This window comes from Vreelandella hamiltonii (assembly GCF_014651775.1).
GTDB classification, from domain to species: domain Bacteria; phylum Pseudomonadota; class Gammaproteobacteria; order Pseudomonadales; family Halomonadaceae; genus Vreelandella; species Vreelandella hamiltonii.
This window is the reverse complement of sequence record NZ_BMXN01000005.1, coordinates 185820-204159: the sequence shown is the minus strand read 5'-3', so window position 1 is coordinate 204159 and position 18340 is coordinate 185820. Positions and strand designations below refer to the sequence as shown.

Sequence of the window (18340 nt, the reverse complement as noted above, 5' to 3'; positions counted from 1 at the left end):
TTACGTAATCAACCCAACGCCCAGCCGCTAGAGGACAATTCATGCAAGTTTCCGTCGAGACGACCTCCCAGATCGAACGCCGTATCACTATTCAAGTGCCGGCAGCAGAAATCGATGGGGCCGTCAGCGCTCGCTTGAAAGAGACTGCGAAAAACGTTCGCCTGAACGGTTTTCGCCAAGGCCGGGTGCCGATGGCCGTTGTTAACCAGCGTTACGGCGACAGCGTGCGCAATGAAGTGGTTGGCGAAGTCATGCGCGAGCGTTACGTGCGCGCCATCACCGAAGAAGGCCTCAATCCTGCTGGCTTCCCGCAGATCGAGCCCAAGGTAAACCAGGCGGGCAAAGATCTCGAGTTCGTCGCGATCATGGAAATCTACCCGCAGGTCGAGCTGGCCTCCATCGAAGGTACTGAAGTAGAGCGTCCGGTCGTCGCCGTCAATGATGCCGATGTCGACGAGATGATCGACACCCTGCGCAAGCAAAACGCTGCATGGGAAGAAGTCGACGCCGCTGCTGCCTCTGGCGATCAGGTCACCATCGATTTTCAGGGCTTCCTGGGCGATGAGCCTTTCGAAGGCGGCAGTGCTGAAGGCCACGCGTTGGTCATCGGATCGAACAGCTTCATTCCTGGTTTCGAAGATCAGCTGATCGGTGCCAAGGCGGGTGAAGAGAAAACGATTTCCGTCACCTTCCCGGCGGATTACCAGGCCGAGCACCTGGCAGGTCAGGAAGCGACTTTCAAGGTCACTGTCCACAAGGTCAGCAGCCAGAAGCTGCCGGAAGTGGATGCGGCGTTCATCGAGCGTTTTGGCGTTGAAGGCGGCGACGAAAGCCAGTTCCGCGCTGAAATCAAGAAGAACATGACCCGTGAAGCGGCACAAGCCGTGGATAACCGTGTCAAGCAGCAGGTGCTGGATGCGCTGAAGAAAGCCAACGACATCCCCGTGCCGAGCGCGCTGGTACAGCAGGAAACCGACGCCATGAAGCGTCAGGCAGCTCAGCAGTTCGGTCTGGGTGAAGACTTCGACGTCAGCCAACTGCCCAATGAGCTGTTTGCCGACCAGGCCAAGAGCCGCGTGCAGGTAGGCTTGCTGCTGGCGGAAGTCATCAAATCCAACGAGCTGGATGCCGATGATGCCGCCATCAAGGCGAAGGTGGAAGAGCTGGCTGAGCAGTATCAAGACCCCTCGGAAGTCGTCGAGTACTACATGGGTAACGAGCAGCTCAAAACCCAGGTGAAGTCTGCCATCCTCGAAGAGAAGGCGGTCGAGAAACTGCTGGAGCAAACGAACGTCAAAGACGTTGAAATGTCTTATCAGCAGGCACTGGCAGCCGCCCAGCAGCAGGCTGAGCAAGATGAGACCGCTGAAGAAAGCGAGCAGGCGAGCGCCTGATCTCATCGAGTCGCGCACCTGTTCTCAGGTGCGCTTTTCCCTTACCGGACGCAAGGAATCACCCGAATGAGTGAGTTTGATATTCAAAACGCCGGCGGTTTAGTGCCCATGGTGGTGGAGCAAAGCGCCAAAGGGGAAAGAGCCTACGACATCTACTCGCGCCTGTTGAAAGAGCGCGTCATTTTTCTGGTGGGTCCTGTGGAAGACTACATGGCCAACCTGGTGGTCGCTCAGCTGCTGTTTCTGGAGTCTGAGAACCCCGACAAAGATATTCATCTGTACATCAATTCGCCTGGCGGTTCGGTCACGGCTGGCATGTCGATTTATGACACCATGCAGTTCATCAAGCCGGACGTCTCCACGGTGTGTATTGGTCAAGCGGCCAGCATGGGCGCCTTGCTGCTGACAGCGGGTGCTGCTGGCAAGCGCTACTGTCTGCCCAATTCGCGCGTCATGATCCACCAGCCGTTGGGCGGTTATCAGGGTCAGGCGTCGGATATCGAGATTCATACCCGTGAAATTCTCGGTATTCGTGAGAAGCTGAACCAGATTCTGGCCCATCATACGGGTCAAGATATCGAAACGGTGGCCCGTGATACCGACCGTGATAACTTCATGAGCGCCAATAAAGCAAAAGAGTATGGCTTGATTGACGCAGTGCTGGATAAGCGTCCTACATCCTGATAGCGTAGTAGGATTCTGCTTTTCTAAGAGCTTTTCAGGCGGCTCTGGCCGCCTTAGTGACAGAGGTACGCGAATGGCCGACGGCAAAGGCAAGGACGAAGGTGGCAAGCTGCTGTACTGCTCGTTTTGCGGTAAAAACCAGAACGAAGTACGCAAGCTGATTGCTGGCCCGTCCGTTTATATCTGCGATGAGTGTGTCGACTTGTGTAATGACATCATTCGCGAGGAAGTTCTCGAAGCCGATGCCGAGAGCGATGAGGAGCGTTTACCCACGCCCCGCGAAATACGTCATACATTGGACGATTACGTCATCGGGCAAGACCGCGCCAAGATGGTGCTGTCCGTAGCGGTATACAACCACTACAAGCGTCTCAAATCAGAGGTGCGCGAAGGCGACGTGGAGCTGGGTAAATCCAACATTCTCCTGATTGGTCCTACCGGTAGCGGCAAAACGCTGCTGGCGGAAACCATGGCGCGGCTATTGAATGTACCCTTCACGATTGCAGACGCCACTACGCTGACAGAAGCGGGCTATGTGGGTGAGGATGTCGAAAACATCATCCAGAAACTGCTTCAGAAGTGTGATTACGATGTAGAGAAAGCCGAGCGTGGCATTGTCTATATCGATGAGATCGACAAGATTTCTCGCAAGTCGGATAACCCCTCGATTACTCGTGATGTATCGGGTGAGGGTGTTCAACAGGCGCTGCTCAAGCTCATCGAAGGGGCCACGGCGTCCGTGCCTCCCCAAGGTGGGCGCAAGCATCCCCAGCAGGAGTTCGTACAGGTCAATACGGCCAACATCCTGTTCATCGTTGGTGGTGCTTTTGCCGGACTGGACAAAGTCATCCGTGATCGCGCTGAAAAAGGTGGTATCGGTTTCAATGCCAGCGTGAAAAGCAAGGAGTCCAGTCGGGGCGTGGGTGAGCTGTTGGCCGACGTCGAGCCCGAGGATCTGGTGAAATTTGGCCTGATTCCCGAGTTCGTGGGTCGTTTGCCTGTCATCGCCACGTTGACCGAGCTCACCGAAGATGCCTTGGTGCAGATTCTCACGGAGCCCAAGAACTCGCTGGTCAAGCAGTACGCCAAGCTGTTCGAGATGGAAGACGTGGAGCTGGAGTTCAGGGATGAGGCACTGCGTGCCGTGGCTGCCAAAGCCATGGAGCGCAAGACCGGAGCTCGTGGTTTGCGCTCGATTCTGGAGTCCGTGCTGCTGGATACCATGTACGAAATCCCTTCATTGGAAGGCGTCAGCAAAGTGGTCATCGAAGGTTCGGTGATTGCCGGCGAAAGCGAGCCACTGCTGATCTACTCCCAGCAAGAGGCTGCCCGCGTTGACGGCACCGATGGTTAACCGCCCGGGTTTCCGCGCGGTCTGATGACCACCGCATGCGCCAATCCAAGGGGTCGCCTAGGCGGCCCCTTGTTGTTCATACGTCTTGTATCATGAGCTGCTTGGCAAAGTATCCGGCTTGAATGCCGTTCAAGTACTCATCCGAAATTGAGGAACGTCTGCGATGCAGCAGAATGCCGATCAGACACAATGTCTACCCCTGTTGCCGCTGCGGGATGTGGTCGTGTACCCGCAGATGGTCATTCCGCTTTTCGTGGGTCGCGAAAAATCCATTCAAGCGCTTGAAGCCGCGATGGAAGCGGACAAACGTGTATTGCTGGTGGCTCAGCGTGAAGCGTCTCAAGATGAGCCGGACAATACGGACTTGTATGCCATGGGGACCGTGGCAGACATCATGCAGCTACTCAAATTGCCTGATGGCACGGTGAAAGTGCTGATCGAAGGCAGCTTTCGTGCGGATGTCGTCCGTATCGAGGAGAACGAGGCCGGTTACACTCAGGCCCATCTTCTGCCCCGCGACAGTGAGCCTCTGACCAGTCGTGAGCAGGAGGCGCTGGTGCGCGTGCTGCTCAATCAGTTCGAGCAATACGTCAAACTGTCGAAAAAAGTGCCCAATGAAGTGCTCAACTCTCTGTCGGGTATAGAAGATCCCAGCCGTTTGGTAGACACCATCTGCGCACACTTGTCATTGAAGATCGGTGACAAGCAGGACCTGCTCGAAATGGATCGGGTGCGTGATCGTATCGAGCACCTGATGGCGCTGATCGAATCAGAAATCGACTTGCTGCAGGTCGAAAAGCGGATCCGCTCCCGGGTCAAGGAGCAGATGGAAAAGACCCAGCGCGAGTACTACCTGAACGAGCAGATGAAGGCCATCCAGAAAGAAATGGGTGAGCTGGACAATGTGCCCAATGAGGCCGAGAAGTATGAGCGTGCCATTCAAGAATCGGGTATGCCGAAAGAAGCCTCCGACAAGGCAACCCAGGAGCTGAACAAGCTCAAGATGATGTCGTCGAATTCTGCCGAGGCTACCGTGGTGCGCTCCTACCTGGACTGGCTGATTGCCGTGCCCTGGAAAAAGCGCACTCGTGTCAAGCATGACCTGGTCAAAGCGCAAGAAGTGCTCGATCAAGACCACTATGGTCTGGAAGAGGTCAAGGCGCGCATTCTCGAATATCTTGCGGTGCAAAAGCGCGTTCGCAAGATGCGTGGTCCGGTACTGTGTCTGGTTGGCCCACCTGGCGTTGGCAAGACCTCTCTGGGGCAGTCCATCGCCAAGGCGACCAACCGCAAGTACGTGCGTCTGGCGCTGGGCGGCGTGAGGGACGAGTCCGAGATTCGCGGCCATCGCAGGACATACATTGGCTCTCTGCCTGGCAAGTTGATGCAGCGGATGAGCCGGGCAGGGGTCAAAAACCCGCTGTTCCTGCTGGACGAAGTAGACAAACTGGGCATGGACCATCGCGGTGATCCGGCCTCAGCGCTGCTGGAAGTACTGGACCCAGAGCAGAACAACAGCTTCAGCGATCACTATCTGGAGCTGGACTACGATCTTTCCGAGACGTTGTTCATCTGTACGGCCAACTCGATGAACATTCCTGGGCCACTGCTGGATCGTATGGAAATCATTCGTCTGCCGGGCTACACGGAAGACGAGAAGCTGGCCATTGCCAAACGCTACCTGCTGCCCAAACAGTTGGAGGCCAATGGCCTGAAAGACGAAGAGCTGGCGTTGGAAGATGATGCCTTGCTAGAGCTGGTGCGCTACTACACCCGCGAAGCGGGAGTGCGCGAGCTGGAGCGTCAGATCGCCAAGGTGTGCCGTAAAGTGCTGCGCGAAAGGCTGGAAGCGGAGCGTACTTCGGGCACCAAAGCCGGGAGCCAGCTGCAGGCGAAACAGGTGCTCCTGGCCGACGATATCGAGACTTACGCTGGCGTGCGTCGCTACAGCTACGGTCTGGCCGAACAAGAGGATCAGGTAGGGCGCGTGACGGGGCTTGCCTGGACCTCGGTAGGCGGTGAGCTGCTCAATATCGAGTCCGTCGTGACGCCTGGCAAAGGGCGTCTGCACAAGACCGGTTCACTGGGCGACGTCATGAAAGAGTCGGTCAGTGCGGCACAGACCGTGGTCAAATCACGGGCCGTTGCCTACGGTATCGATCCTCAGCGCTTTGAGAATGAAGATCTGCATATCCATGTGCCCGAAGGCGCGACTCCCAAGGACGGACCTAGTGCGGGTATCGCCATGGTCACTGCCATCGTGTCGGCCTATTCACTGCGTCCGGTTCGCTGCGACGTGGCCATGACCGGAGAGGTCAATCTTCGCGGTGAGGTACTGCCCATCGGGGGGTTGAAGGAGAAATTGCTGGCAGCTCGCCGCGGTGGTATAAAGACCGTCCTGATCCCTGAGGAAAATCGCCGAGATCTCAAGGAAGTGCCGGATAATATCAAAGGAGCACTTGATATTCGTCCCGTACGATGGATAGATGACGTATTGGCCGTTGCGTTAGCCGAATCGGTGGACGACAAGGCCGCGTTGAAAGCAGCGGATAAGTCGTTCAGTACCAATGCTGTTGCAAGCACCCATTAAGTGTTAAAGCAGTCCTGCTTTAATTTTGCTTAATAAATTTGCCCAATGCCTTGAGCGACGGGCATTTCACGGCGCGGTTGCTTGACAGGTGTTTCAAGGCATTGCTATAAAACGCAGCTATGCTTTGAGGTTGTTGCACTCGGTGACCGTGCCGTTCAAAGCCATTTTTTTGAAACAGTCAAGGGGTGAAGTGTGAATAAGTCCGAGCTGATTGAAGCTATTGCCGCATCTGCTGATATTCCGAAAGCAGCGGCAACCCGCGCATTGGATGCCATGGTGGAGTCTGTCACCGATAGCCTCAAAAAAGGCGAAAGCGTTTCTTTAGTAGGTTTTGGTACTTTCGCCATCAAAGAACGTGCCGCCCGTACGGGTCGCAACCCTCAGACGGGTCAGCCGATCGAAATCAGCGCTGCCAAAGTGCCCAGCTTCAAAGCCGGTAAAGCGCTGAAAGACGCCGTCAACTAATTGGCTCGCGTTTGCTGTAAGCTAATGGGCGCATCGCATCCGCGATGCGCCCATGTTCTTTTCTGGCCCGATGGTTTGGGCGATAAATGGCTTTGATGATCTGAGGCTAGCATGCTGCAAAGTATTCGAGATGGCTCCAGAAGCTGGGGTGCCAAGATAATCATTGGTGTCATGGTCGCGGCCATGGCGCTTTTTGGTGTGGAGTCGCTGTTCAGTGTCTTTGGTAGCGATCCCAATGAAGTGGCGAGCGTCAACGGCGAGCCCATCGTGCGTCAGCAGGTGGAGCTCGAAGTGCAGCGTGCGCTGCGCTCTGGGCAAGTGCCTCCTGAGCAGGAGCGGGCACTGCGCAACGATATGCTCGACCAGCTCATCACTCAGTCTTTACTGCGTCAGTATGCTGAGGACGGTGGTTTTTACGTCTCCGACGCTCAGCTTGACCAGATGATCGTGACACTGCCTGAGTTTCATGATCAGGATGGGCGCTTTTCTGCAGAAATGTTCCGGAATCGTCTGGCAGGAGCGGGTTACACGCCGCTCTCGTTCCGTGAAGAGCTGCGGATGGATATCAAGCGTCAGCAACTGCAGCAGGGCTTGGCCTTCAGTGACTTCAGCTTGGCCAATGAAGAGCAGCGTCTGGCAGACCTGCAAGGCCAGCAGCGAGATTTCCGCTACGTGATACTGGATGCCAATGATGCTGCTTATGAAGTAGAGGTCACCGAGGAGCAGATGCAGGCCTACTATGACGCCAACCAGGAACGCTTCGAGCGCCCGGAGCAGGTGCGCGTCGAGTACGTGGTGATCGACCGCCAGGCCATGGCTGAAGATATTGCTGTGGACGAGAGCGAACTCCGCGCTGCCTGGAGTGAGCAGAATCGCGATGCCGACCGTCGTGTTTCCCATATCATGGTGACCTTTGGTTCCGAGCGTGGCCGTGAAGAGGCCCAGCAGCTGGCCAATGAGGCGCTGGCTGACCTGAACAGTGGTGAGAGTTTCGCCGACACCGCCGTGCGTTTTTCGGACGACACCGCCAGTGCCGAGCAGGGTGGTGATCTGGGCGTGATCAGTCGCGGCTTCTTTGGCGATGCCTTCGATGACGCTGCGTTTGCCCTTGGGGTCGGTGAGACGTCCCAGGTCGTCGAAATGGACGGTGCTTTCCATATCCTGCAGGTTACCGAGCTGGATGCGCCTTCTTTCGAAGAGCAGCGTGACCGTTTGGCCCAGGAAGTGGCGCTGCGTGAGGTCAATGATGACTTCAATCGTCAGGTGCAGCGTCTGATCGATGAGAGCTTCGCGGCAGACGATCTGCAGTCCGTTGCGGATGACCTCGGCCTGACGCTCAACGAGAGCGACTGGTTGGCGCGTGGGGAAGGTGAAGGAGCGCTTTCCGAGCCGGGCGTGCTGGATGAGGCGTTCAGCGCTGACGTGCTGGGTGAAGGTTACAATAGCGAGGTCATCGAGCTGGACAGTGACCGTCGCCTGGTGCTTCGCGTGGCCGAGCATCGTGACGCGACGCTCTTGCCTCTTGACGACGTGCGTGATGAGGTAGAACAGGCCGTAGCGGCCCAGCAGCGCCAGCAGGCCTTGCAGGAAGAGGCCAGTGAGATGATTGCGGCTCTGCGCGACGGTCAAGCCTTGGAGCTGGACTGGATGAGTGCGTCCAACATCACCCGTCAATCGGACAGCACTTTGCCACAAACGCTGATCCGTGAAGTGTTCCGCATGCCACACCCTGAAGAGGGCGACAGCGTTTACCGTGCCGTGGCCTTGCCTCAGGGCGTTGCCGTCGTTGCATTGGACAGCGTCAACGAAGGGCAGGCCGACGAGCAGATGAATGCTTTCGTGTCACAAATGGCCGAACAGCTGCGGGCTCAGGCGATCATTCAAGGTTTGATCGATGACCTGCGCAGTGATGCCAGGATAGAGCGCTAAAACGAAAAAGCCGATCCATGTGATCGGCTTTTTCATGACGGGGCCTGTGCTCAGAGCGATTCGCTGTCGACCCCAGGCGGCTGGGTCAGCGAGAACTGGCGCAGTACGGGCTCCGGGTGGCGCTCGCTCGAGTGCTCCACGACAATGTCCCAGCCGTGCGTCTCGTCCCAGTCGCCCAGCACGAAGCGCTTGGCAGGCACATCTTCGACGGTGAGGTCATGGACCTTGGGGCGATGGGTGTGGCCATGGATCATGATGTTCACCCCATGGCGCTGCATCGTGGCCACGACTTCTGCGTGGGTCACATCCATGATGGCCTCGGCCTTGTTGGCGTTGGCATCCCCAGACTGCATACGCAGGCTCTTGGCCAACTCTAGCCGCTGCTCCAGCGGCATGGCCAGGATCTGCGCCTGCCACTCTGGGTGGCGAGACTGGGCGCGAAACGCCATGTAGGCCTCATCTTTGGTGCACAGGCTGTCACCGTGCAGAATGACGGCGGCTACGCCCTGCAATTCCACTTGCTCACTGTCGGGCAGCAGGGTGGCCTGACAGGCGTTGATGAAGCGTTCGCCGATCAGAAAGTCCCGATTGCCGTGGATGAAAAAAATGGACGTGCCCGCATCGCTCAGTGCCCGCAGACGCTTGATCACCTCATGGGCCACCCCGCTGAGGGGGTGAGGCGTATCCAGCAAGTCGTCTCCGATCCAGGCGTCGAACAGGTCGCCCAGAATGTAAAGATCCTCGGCCCCTTTGGCGGTATGCTCCAGGTAACGATAAAACCCCTGATTGAGCTCAGGGGTGTCGTTACTCAAATGCATGTCAGCGATCAGCAGCGTACGCATAAGACTCCCGACGGTTATTCCGCAACCTTCAGGTAGGCGCGCTCGATGACCACGTCTTCGGCGGGTACGTCTGCGTGCATGCCACGGCGCGTGGTGCTCACGGCCTTGATGGCGTTGACCACGTCCATGCCGTCCACTACTTCACCAAATACCGCGTAACCCCAGCCTTGCAGGCTTTTGCCGCTGTGGTTCAGGAAGCTGTTGTTACCGACGTTGATGAAAAACTGGGCGGTGGCAGAGTGGGGGTCCTGGGTGCGGGCCATGGCCAGCGTGCCGATGGTGTTCTGCAGACCGTTGTCGGCTTCGTTTTCGATGGGGTCGCGTGTCGGCTTCTGGTTGAACTCCTGGTCGAAGCCGCCCCCTTGAATCATGAAACCATCGATGACCCGGTGGAACAGCGTGCCGTCGTAAAAGCCATCGCGCACGTATTGCTCGAAATTGGCTGCGGTGGCAGGCGCTTTTTCGTGATTGAGAGCAATAGTGATGTCACCGTGGTTCGTCTGTAATACGATCATGGATAAATTCCTGTTCAATAAAGGCGTTCGCCTTGGCGCTGTGCATCGGCGTCACGTTATAATAGCGGTTTTGCTCGGCACCGCGAAGCGCTAACCCGTTTAGCATAGGCATCGGTTGCCCGGCACGCCATCCACGATGAGGTTATCAACACCACCATGACCAACGAGACCACCCCAGCGCCGAACTTCATTCGCAACCAAGTACGCGACGAGATAGCGGGCGGCCAGGTCACCAAAATTGTGACGCGCTTCCCTCCGGAGCCCAACGGCTTCCTGCATATCGGCCATGCCAAGTCGATCTGCCTGAATTTCGGGCTCGCCGAGCAGTTGGGTGGTGAGTGTCATCTGCGGTTCGACGACACCAACCCGGCGAAGGAAGAGCAGGCGTATATCGATGCCATCAAGGAAGACGTCAGTTGGCTGGGCTTCGAGTGGGCAGGCCCCGTACGCTTTGCCTCCGACTATTTCGAGCAGCTCTATGCCTGGGCACAGCACCTGATCCGCGAAGGGAAAGCCTATGTCGACGACCTCTCTCCCGATGAGATTCGGGAGTATCGCGGTACCTTGACCGAACCCGGCAAGCCCAGCCCTTACAGGGAGCGTAGCGTCGAAGAGAATCTCGATCTGCTGGAGCGTATGCGCAAGGGCGAGTTTGCCGAAGGCGAGAAAGTGCTGCGCGCCAAAATCGACATGGCGTCGCCCAACATCAATCTTCGCGACCCCATTCTGTACCGTATTCGTCACGCCCATCATCACCAGACCGGTGACGCCTGGAAGATCTATCCTTCCTACGACTTCACCCACGGCCAGTCGGATGCCATCGAAGGGATCACCCACTCCATCTGTACCCTGGAGTTCGAAGACCATCGTCCGCTGTACGAATGGTTCCTGAACAATCTGCCGGTGCCCGCCAAACCCCGCCAGATCGAGTTTGCGCGGCTGAACCTCGACTACACGCTGACCTCCAAGCGCAAGCTCAAGCTGCTGGTGGATGAGCAGATCGTGGATGGCTGGGACGACCCACGCATGCCGACCATCTCGGGCATGCGCCGCCGCGGCTATACCCCGGCTTCGATCCGCAAGTTCTGTGAAATGATCGGCGTGACCCGTTCGGATGGCGGCCTGGTGGACATTGCCATGCTGACTCATGCCATTCGTTCTGACCTTGAAGACAACGCCCCCCGCGCCATGTGCGTGCTGAAGCCGCTGAAAGTGGTGTTGACCAACGTGCCGGAAGACCACGAAGAGGTCTACGAAGTGCCGGGCCACCCCGCCCGTGACGACATGCCGATGCGCAAGGTGCCGTTTGGTCGCGAGCTGTACATCGACCAGGACGACTTCATGGAGGATGCGCCGAAGAAGTTCTTCCGACTGGCCCCTGGCAAGGAAGTGCGTCTGCGCAATAGCTACGTGATCCGCTGCGATGAAGTGGTCAAGAACGACGCCGGCGAGATCCAGGAGCTGCACTGCTCGGTGGATTTCGACACCCTGGGCAAAAATCCGGAAGGCCGCAAGGTCAAGGGCGTCATTCACTGGGTCAGCGCCGCCCACGGTGTGCCGATGGAAGTACGCCTCTATGACAACCTGTTCATGGTCGAGCAGCCGGATCGCGACAAGGATGTGGATTTCCTCGAGCACCTGAATCCCGAGTCGCTGGTCATCTGCCAGGCCATCGGTGAGCCAAGCCTGGCCAGCGCCGCGCCGGAAGATCGTTTCCAGTTCGAGCGGATGGGCTATTTCTGCGCCGACCGCCACGCCTCCAGTGCAGAGCATCTGGTGTTCAACCGCACCGTGGGCTTGAAAGATAGCTGGGCGAAAATCAAACAGAAGGGTTAAGGAAACGTCATATGCACATTTACAATACGCTGACACGCCGCAAAGAGCCTTTTAAGCCCCTTGTCGATGGCAAGGTAAGCATGTACGTCTGCGGCATGACGGTGTATGACTACTGTCACCTTGGCCACGCCAGGGTGATGGTGGCCTTTGACGTGATTACCCGCTACCTGCGCCACCGTGGCTACGACGTGACCTACGTGCGCAACATCACGGATATCGACGACAAGATCCTCAAGCGTGCCGAGGAGAACGGTGAGGCCATCAGCGCGCTCACCGAGCGCATGATCGCGGCCATGCATGAAGACGAGGCGCGGCTGAATGTGCTGCCTCCCAGCCAGGAGCCCCGTGCCACGGGGCATATTGGCGACATCATCCGCATGATCGAAACGCTGGTGGAAAAAGGCTTTGCCTACGCCGCGGAAAACGGCGACGTCTACTATCGGGTGCGCAAGTTTGCCGATTACGGCAAGCTCAACAACCGCCAGCTGGATGACATGCGCTCTGGCGCGCGCGTGGAAGTGGACGTGCACAAGGAAGACCCGCTGGACTTCGTGCTCTGGAAAGCGGCCAAGCCGGGAGAGGCCCATTGGCACTCCCCCTGGGGGGACGGCCGCCCAGGCTGGCATATCGAATGTTCGGCCATGTCCACCTGCTGCCTGGGGGACACCTTCGATATTCATGGCGGTGGGCCGGATCTGACCTTCCCCCATCACGAAAACGAGATTGCCCAGTCGGAAGCGGCCACGGGCAAGACCTACGTGAACACCTGGATGCATGCCGGTGCCGTGCGCGTCAATCAGGAAAAGATGTCGAAGTCGCTGGGCAACTTCTTCACCATTCGTGATGTGCTGGCGGAGCATGACCCGGAGGTCGTGCGCTATCTGCTGGTGGCCAGCCACTATCGCAGCCCGATCAACTACTCCGTGGATTCGCTGGTCGAGGCACGCAAGTCGTTGACGCGCCTGTATACCGCCCTTGAAGGTGTCGAGGTGGCGTCTGAGGGTGAGCAGGGGAGTTATGCCGAGCGCTTCACTGCTTCCATGGATGATGATTTCAATACCCCGGAAGCGCTGGCCGTACTGTTCGACCTGGCAAGGGATCTCAACCGCGCCAAGAGCGACCAGCCGGAAGCTGCGCCCCGCCTGGCCGGAGAGCTGCAGCGCCTGGCGGGAGTGCTGGGGCTCTTGCAGCAGACGCCGCAGGCTTTCCTGAAAGGGGCGCAGCATTCGATGGCGCTGAGTGAAGGCGAGATCGAAGCCAGAATTGCCGAGCGTCAGGCGGCCAAAGCCAACAAGGACTTCGCCCGCGCCGATGCCATTCGTGACGAGCTGGCAGCGCTTGGCATCGTGCTGAAAGACTCACGAGAAGGCACGACTTGGGTCATCGAAGCGCCTTGATGACGAAGGAAGTCGGATGCCGTTGAGGCGGCGTCTGACTTCAACGCAGTTGCCTCGTATACTGAAGCGACACTCTCAGGATGCTCACTCAAAGGATGACCCCCATGCGCCGACTGCTGAACCCCCTGCTGACCGCCTGCTTGTCCACGGTGGTCGTTACCTCGACGGTACTCACGACGGCCCATGCCAGCGAGCCGGTGGTGGTCTCTTCCAAAATCGACACGGAAGGCTCGGTGTTGGGAGAACTGATCATCCAGACCCTGGAGCGCAATGGGATTGCCACCCAGGACCGCCTGCAACTGGGAGCGACCAGCGTGGTGAGGAATGCCCTGCTGGCCGCTGAAATCGACGTCTATCCAGAGTATACCGGTAACGGTGCGTTCTTTTTCGATATGACCGACAGTCCGGTGTGGAACAGTGCTGATGATGCCTATCAGACCGTTCGTGAACGGGATGCGGAGCAAGGCTTGATCTGGCTGCAGCCGGCCAGTGCCAACAACACCTGGGCCATGAGCATTCGTCAGGATGTGGCCGAGACCCATGGGCTCGACACCCTGGAAGACCTGGCCAGCTATCTGGCCGACGGGGGCGAGTTCAAGTTTGCAGCCAGTGCGGAATTCGTCGAATCCGAGCAGGCCCTGCCGGCGTTTCAGGACGCCTACGGCTTCGAGTTGAGCGATGACCAGTTGCTAGTGCTCTCCGGAGGCAATACCGCCGCCACCATGCGTGCAGCCGCTCAGCAAACCAGCGGCGTCAACGGTGCCATGACCTACGGTACCGATGGCGGGCTCACCGCGCTGGGTCTGCGGGTGCTGGAGGATACGCTGGGCGTGCAGCCGGTCTACCAGCCTGCGCCAGTGATACGAGAAGACGTGCTGGCCCAGTATCCCGACATCGAAGGCCTGCTCAATGACGTGTTTGCGACGCTGGATCTGGTGACCCTGCAAACGCTCAACGCGGACGTGGCCGTCAACGGTCGCTCTGCCGACCAGGTGGCTCGCGAATATCTCGATAGCCTGGATGACTGATGAATGTCGTTGATCGACGCACTGCCATCGCCAGCGGCCATTCGTCGCCGCTGGCAACCTAATGTCGTACTGCTGTGCCTGAGCGCCGCCATGCTGGCGGCAGCCTGGTCTTTCCATCTGGTGACCGTGGCGCCCAATCGGATCGTCACGGGAACGGGGTTTGGAATGGTGGCGGCCATTGGCTGGCCAGGTGGCGTACTGGTATCGCTTCTGTTCATCGCCATGGCCGCCCTGGCCTGGGTGCCCAGCACGCGCCATTATCGGGCGCTGCTGGGGGTGATTACCCTGACGCTGTTGCTGATGCCGTTTGGCCTGATGGTCGCCGGGCACTGGCTGATACCCGTGGATGCGCCCCAGGCCAGGCTAGGCATCGGGACTGCCTACTGGACGGTGCTGTTCGTGCTGTTGCTGTGTCTGGTGGAAGTACGCCTGCGGCTTGGGCTATCCCGATGGTGGACAGCGCTGCTGCTGCTCGGCATCGGCATCTTGTGGTGGCTGTGCGCTGCCTTCGGATTGCAGGCGCTGGCCCTGGTGCAGGAGTTTCAGGCCCGGGAGCGGCAGTTCTACCGTGCGTTGAGCCAGCATATCGTGCTGGTCAGCAGTGCCGTGAGCGTCAGCGTCGTGATGGGCATGCTGCTGGCCATGCTGATGCGCCGCTACCGGCGCCTGCAAACCGTCGCCTTTGGGCTACTCAATTTTCTGCAGACGATTCCCAGTCTGGCGCTGTTCGGCTTGCTGCTAGCCCCCTTGGCCTGGCTGGCGGCCAATGTGCCTGCCTTGGCAGCCATGGGCGTCAGTGGAATTGGCAATGCCCCGGCGCTGATCGCCTTGATTGCCTACAGCCTGTTGCCCATGGTGCGTAATACTTACGTTGCCCTGGAGGAGGTCAGTGCAGAGACCCTGGAAGCGGCCAAGGCCATGGGAATGCGGAGCCCGCAGCGGTTCTGGCAGGTTCGGCTACCGCTGGCGCTGCCGGTGTTGCTGGAAGGGGTAAGAGTCACCGCCGTACAGGCCATCGGGCTCACGGCGGTGGCGGCGCTGATTGGTGCCGGGGGGCTCGGCACCTTCATTTTTCAAGGGTTGGGGCAGGCGGCCATGGACATGGTGCTGCTGGGTGCGCTGCCAATCCTGGTGCTGGCGCTGATCGTGGATGCAGGATTAGGGGCGCTGGCGGAAGCGCTACGCCCCGGAGGACAGCAATGATCGAGCTTTCCCATGTCTCCAAGCAGTTTGGTGACGAAACGGCGGTGGATGATATTTCACTGCGGGTGGCCAAGGGCAAGTTCTGTGCCCTGGTGGGTACCTCCGGATGCGGTAAGTCCACCACGCTACGCATGATCAATCGGCTGATCGAACATACCCGTGGCGACATCATTCTGGATGGCCAGGCGATAGAGCACTACGACCCGGTCAAACTTCGCCGACGTATCGGCTACGTCATCCAGAGCACCGGCCTGTTCCCGCACTGGACCGTCGCGCGCAATATTGGCCTGGTACCGCGGCTGTTGAAGTGGGCACCTGCCGAGGTCAACCGTCGTGTCGAAGAGCTGATGGGCTTGCTGGGGCTGCCGGTGGGCGAGTTTGCGCACAAATACCCGCATCAGCTTTCCGGCGGGCAGGCACAGCGCGTGGGCGTCGCCCGCGCGCTGGCCGCAGACCCGGATATTTTGCTGATGGACGAGCCGTTTGGTGCCCTGGACCCGATCACCCGGGACAAGCTGCAGGATGAGCTGGCCCGCCTGCAGGCTCGGCTGCACAAGACCGTGGTGCTGGTGACTCATGACATGGATGAAGCCCTGAAGCTGGCCGACCACCTGGTCGTCATGCGCGAGGGGCGTATCGTCCAGCAGGGCACGCCTTTGGCCCTGCTGCAGAATCCCGCCGACCCTTTCGTGGATTCGCTGTTGGGCGGCCTGGAGCGGGGGCTCAAACAGGCAGGGCTGACGCGCGTCAAGGATCACATGGCGTCTCTGGGCCCCACGCTGCCAGCCCAGTCGCGTATTCCCGCTGACTTTTCGCTGCGGCAGGGGCTTTCCATGATGCTGCGTGACCACTGCGACCGCTTGACCGTGGTGGACCAAAACGATGTGCCCATAGGCGAGCTGTCGCTGCGTAGAATCGTCAAGGAAGCCCAGTTGGACAGGGGCACCCCAACGTGAGGCCGGATCCATCTCGCTCTGCGTCTTCGACCTCAGCCACTTCCAGCGCTGTCCCCGCGAGTTCCACCGCTTCGCGCTATGCCGCGTGGGGCTGGCCACTGGCCTGGGCGGCCTTGCTGCTGGTGCTGGTGTTGGCCATGCCCACTCTGGAACCGCTGTTTCGCTGGGTAGAGCCCAATGCGCGACAGGTCATCTACGGGCGTGCCGATTTTGTCGATTTGCTGGCGCGGCATCTGCTGGTTGTGAGCGTGGCCGCGCTGGTCACGCTTCTGGTGGGCGTTTCGGCCGGCATTGCCGTCACCCGGGCCAGGGGGCGGGATTTCCTGCCGCTGGTCGCTCAGCTGTCGTCGCTGGGGCAGACGTTCCCGCCAGTGGCGGTGCTGGCGCTGGCCGTGCCGGTACTGGGATTTGGCACACTGCCGATCATCGTGGCGCTGATGCTGTATGGGCTGCTGCCCATCGTGCGTAACACCTTGACGGGGATCAACGAGGTTGATCCTGTGGTCAAGCAGGCGGCCATCGCCATGGGCATGACGCCCTGGCAACTGCTGCGTCATGTCGAGCTGCCGCTGGCCTTGCCAGTCATTCTGGCGGGCGTTCGCACTTCGGTCACCATCAACATTGCCACGGCGGCGCTGGGCGCAACCGTGGGGGCCAGTAATCTGGGTGACCCGATCATCGCGGGGATCATCAATGACAACATGGCGTATATCGTCCAGGGGGCGCTGTCGATTGCCCTGCTGGCGCTCACTGTCGATAGCGCCTTCAATGCCCTCCAACAACGCCTTGCACGCCGATCTGCGTCTTAAGTTGAATCCCTAACGGCGGGAGACTGCGTTACTGTCCAAGTGTTGCGTTGACATGTGTCAGATAAATCCACTGGCACAAACGGTCATCACCAACAACACTGCCCTCAAAAGGGGTAAAAACAAGGACAATAACGATGACTCAGTTCGTACATCAGCCGACCTTCATGACCGGCGACGAATTCTCCATAGACACCTTCAGCGTGCTCAGCCCCGAGGGCGAGCTCCATGAAGGTGCCGACGAGCCCGCCTTGAGCCGCGACCACGCCCGCAGGCTCTACCAGGCCATGCTGGCCACGCGTATTCTCGATGAGCGCATGATGGCCGCGCAGCGCCAGGGCAGGCTCAGCTTCTACATGCAGTGTACCGGTGAGGAGGCCGCGGTGGTGGGAGCCACCGCAGCTCTGGACGATGCCGACATGATCATGGCGCAGTACCGCGAACAGGGCGCACTCATGTATCGCGGGTTCTCCATCGACGAGTTCATGAATCAGCTGTTTGGCAACGAGCTGGACTATGGCAAGGGTCGGCAGATGCCGATTCACTATGGTTCCCGCAAGCTGCATTACATGACCATCTCTTCGCCGCTGGCCACTCAGATTCCCCAGGCAACCGGCTATGCCTATGGCCAAAAGCTCGCAGGTGAAGGCCACTGTACCCTGACGTTCTTCGGTGAAGGGGCTGCCTCGGAAGGCGACTTCCACGCCGCCCTGAACATGGCCTCGGTGCATCAGGTGCCGGTCATTTTCTTCTGTCGCAACAATGGCTATGCCATCTCGACTCCCGCCACCGAACAGTTTGCCGCGGATGGCATTGCCCCGCGTGCGTTCGGCTATCACATGCATGTCATCCGCGTGGATGGCAACGACGCCCTGGCCGTCTTCGAAGCCACCCGCCAGGCGCGCAAGATAGCCGTGGAGCAGCATCAGCCGGTGCTGATCGAAGCCATGTCGTACCGCTTGGCGGCGCACTCCTCCTCGGACGACCCGTCGGGCTATCGTGCCAAGAGCGAAGAGGAGGCGTGGCGAGTCAAGGACCCGCTATTGCGCATGCAGCGCTGGCTGGTGAGTAAAGGGTGGTGGAGCGACGACGAAGAGGCCCGCCAGCAGGAGAGCCTGCGGCGGGAAGTGCTGGACACCATGAAGCGCGCCGAAAAGCGTCCGCCGCCGCCGCTGGACTCCTTGATCACCGATGTCTATGCCGACGTGACGCCCGCCTTGCAGCGCCAGCTGGATCAGTTGAAACGGCACATTCGCCGCTATCCCGATGCCTACCCGCGCGGCGCTCAGTCGCTGGACCCCAGCGTATCGACGGCCCACGACGCACAGGGAGATGCCTAGG

The 18340-nt window shown here is 59.1% G+C and carries 15 protein-coding genes; 13 read left to right on the top strand and 2 right to left on the bottom strand.

All coding sequences use genetic code 11. From position 1 onward, the window contains the following. The first annotated feature begins 41 nt into the window (after positions 1-41). The 6 genes from tig to IE091_RS06750 all read left to right on the top strand — a co-directional run bounded on the left by tig (position 42) and on the right by IE091_RS06750 (position 8416). On the top strand, positions 42-1394 hold the full coding sequence (gene tig / locus IE091_RS06775) for a trigger factor (RefSeq protein WP_039181821.1): 1353 nt from the start codon (positions 42-44) through the stop codon (positions 1392-1394). 66 nt (positions 1395-1460) lie between these two features. Continuing rightward, the gene (gene clpP, locus IE091_RS06770; protein ID WP_016913935.1) at positions 1461-2078 is read left to right on the top strand and encodes an ATP-dependent Clp endopeptidase proteolytic subunit ClpP; all 618 of its coding nucleotides are present in this window, start codon (positions 1461-1463) and stop codon (positions 2076-2078) included. A gap of 73 nt (positions 2079-2151) precedes the next feature. Then, positions 2152-3432 carry an ATP-dependent Clp protease ATP-binding subunit ClpX gene (gene clpX / locus IE091_RS06765; protein WP_189463159.1) on the top strand — a complete coding sequence of 427 codons (1281 nt, stop codon included), beginning with the start codon at positions 2152-2154 and terminating at the stop codon, positions 3430-3432. A 163-nt stretch (positions 3433-3595) separates the two neighbouring features. Continuing rightward, positions 3596-6022, top strand: a complete 2427-nt coding sequence (gene lon / locus IE091_RS06760; RefSeq protein ID WP_144984627.1) for an endopeptidase La — start codon at positions 3596-3598, stop codon at positions 6020-6022. 192 nt (positions 6023-6214) lie between these two features. Then, positions 6215-6487 (top strand): HU family DNA-binding protein, encoded by a 273-nt coding sequence (locus tag IE091_RS06755; protein ID WP_009724302.1) that lies wholly within the window; start codon positions 6215-6217, stop codon positions 6485-6487. A 111-nt stretch (positions 6488-6598) separates the two neighbouring features. Further along, a complete protein-coding gene (locus IE091_RS06750) occupies positions 6599-8416 on the top strand; it encodes a SurA N-terminal domain-containing protein (protein ID WP_189463157.1) in 1818 nt (605 codons plus the stop codon). A gap of 50 nt (positions 8417-8466) precedes the next feature. On the opposite strand, the gene IE091_RS06745 is transcribed toward IE091_RS06750, so the two are convergent. Continuing rightward, positions 8467-9258: a UDP-2,3-diacylglucosamine diphosphatase gene (locus tag IE091_RS06745; protein WP_189463156.1), complete on the bottom strand. Its 792-nt coding sequence runs from the start codon at positions 9256-9258 to the stop codon at positions 8467-8469. A gap of 14 nt (positions 9259-9272) precedes the next feature. Then, positions 9273-9773: a peptidylprolyl isomerase gene (locus tag IE091_RS06740; RefSeq protein ID WP_189463154.1), complete on the bottom strand. Its 501-nt coding sequence runs from the start codon at positions 9771-9773 to the stop codon at positions 9273-9275. Between the two features lie 156 nt (positions 9774-9929). Here IE091_RS06740 and IE091_RS06735 point away from each other — a divergent pair, with 156 nt between their 5' ends. The 7 genes from IE091_RS06735 (at position 9930) to IE091_RS06705 (ending at position 18339) form a co-directional block, all read left to right on the top strand. Beyond that, positions 9930-11609: a glutamine--tRNA ligase/YqeY domain fusion protein gene (locus IE091_RS06735; RefSeq protein ID WP_189463152.1), complete on the top strand. Its 1680-nt coding sequence runs from the start codon at positions 9930-9932 to the stop codon at positions 11607-11609. Positions 11610-11620: 11 nt separating this feature from the next. Next, complete coding sequence (gene cysS, locus IE091_RS06730; RefSeq protein ID WP_189463150.1) at positions 11621-13006, top strand: cysteine--tRNA ligase; 1386 nt, start codon at positions 11621-11623, stop codon at positions 13004-13006. A 104-nt stretch (positions 13007-13110) separates the two neighbouring features. Next, positions 13111-14034, top strand: coding sequence for a glycine betaine ABC transporter substrate-binding protein OsmF (gene osmF, locus IE091_RS06725; protein ID WP_039181798.1), 924 nt, complete (start codon positions 13111-13113; stop codon positions 14032-14034). A gap of 3 nt (positions 14035-14037) precedes the next feature. After that, positions 14038-15237, top strand: coding sequence for an ABC transporter permease (locus IE091_RS06720; RefSeq protein ID WP_189463148.1), 1200 nt, complete (start codon positions 14038-14040; stop codon positions 15235-15237). Beyond that, the gene (locus IE091_RS06715) at positions 15234-16193 is read left to right on the top strand and encodes an ABC transporter ATP-binding protein (protein WP_039181792.1); all 960 of its coding nucleotides are present in this window, start codon (positions 15234-15236) and stop codon (positions 16191-16193) included. The genes IE091_RS06720 and IE091_RS06715 overlap by 4 nt, the downstream gene beginning before the upstream one ends. A 98-nt stretch (positions 16194-16291) precedes the next feature. Beyond that, complete coding sequence (locus tag IE091_RS06710) at positions 16292-17002, top strand: ABC transporter permease (RefSeq protein ID WP_308428121.1); 711 nt, start codon at positions 16292-16294, stop codon at positions 17000-17002. Positions 17003-17136: 134 nt separating this feature from the next. Then, complete coding sequence (locus tag IE091_RS06705; RefSeq protein WP_189463146.1) at positions 17137-18339, top strand: thiamine pyrophosphate-dependent dehydrogenase E1 component subunit alpha; 1203 nt, start codon at positions 17137-17139, stop codon at positions 18337-18339. Position 18340 lies beyond the last annotated feature (1 nt).

Bases quoted from the DNA above. Each gene is read 5' to 3' on its own strand.
- tig (WP_039181821.1), top strand. From the start codon at position 42: ATGCAAGTTTCCGTCGAGACGACCTCCCAGATCGAACGCCGTATCACT.
- IE091_RS06715 (WP_039181792.1), top strand. From the start codon at position 15,234: ATGATCGAGCTTTCCCATGTCTCCAAGCAGTTTGGTGACGAAACGGCG.
- IE091_RS06745 (WP_189463156.1), bottom strand. From the start codon at position 9,258: ATGCGTACGCTGCTGATCGCTGACATGCATTTGAGTAACGACACCCCT.
- osmF (WP_039181798.1), top strand. From the start codon at position 13,111: ATGCGCCGACTGCTGAACCCCCTGCTGACCGCCTGCTTGTCCACGGTG.
- IE091_RS06740 (WP_189463154.1), bottom strand. From the start codon at position 9,773: ATGATCGTATTACAGACGAACCACGGTGACATCACTATTGCTCTCAAT.
- IE091_RS06735 (WP_189463152.1), top strand. From the start codon at position 9,930: ATGACCAACGAGACCACCCCAGCGCCGAACTTCATTCGCAACCAAGTA.
- clpP (WP_016913935.1), top strand. From the start codon at position 1,461: ATGAGTGAGTTTGATATTCAAAACGCCGGCGGTTTAGTGCCCATGGTG.
- clpX (WP_189463159.1), top strand. From the start codon at position 2,152: ATGGCCGACGGCAAAGGCAAGGACGAAGGTGGCAAGCTGCTGTACTGC.
- IE091_RS06720 (WP_189463148.1), top strand. From the start codon at position 14,038: ATGTCGTTGATCGACGCACTGCCATCGCCAGCGGCCATTCGTCGCCGC.
- IE091_RS06750 (WP_189463157.1), top strand. From the start codon at position 6,599: ATGCTGCAAAGTATTCGAGATGGCTCCAGAAGCTGGGGTGCCAAGATA.
- cysS (WP_189463150.1), top strand. From the start codon at position 11,621: ATGCACATTTACAATACGCTGACACGCCGCAAAGAGCCTTTTAAGCCC.
- lon (WP_144984627.1), top strand. From the start codon at position 3,596: ATGCAGCAGAATGCCGATCAGACACAATGTCTACCCCTGTTGCCGCTG.
- IE091_RS06705 (WP_189463146.1), top strand. From the start codon at position 17,137: ATGACTCAGTTCGTACATCAGCCGACCTTCATGACCGGCGACGAATTC.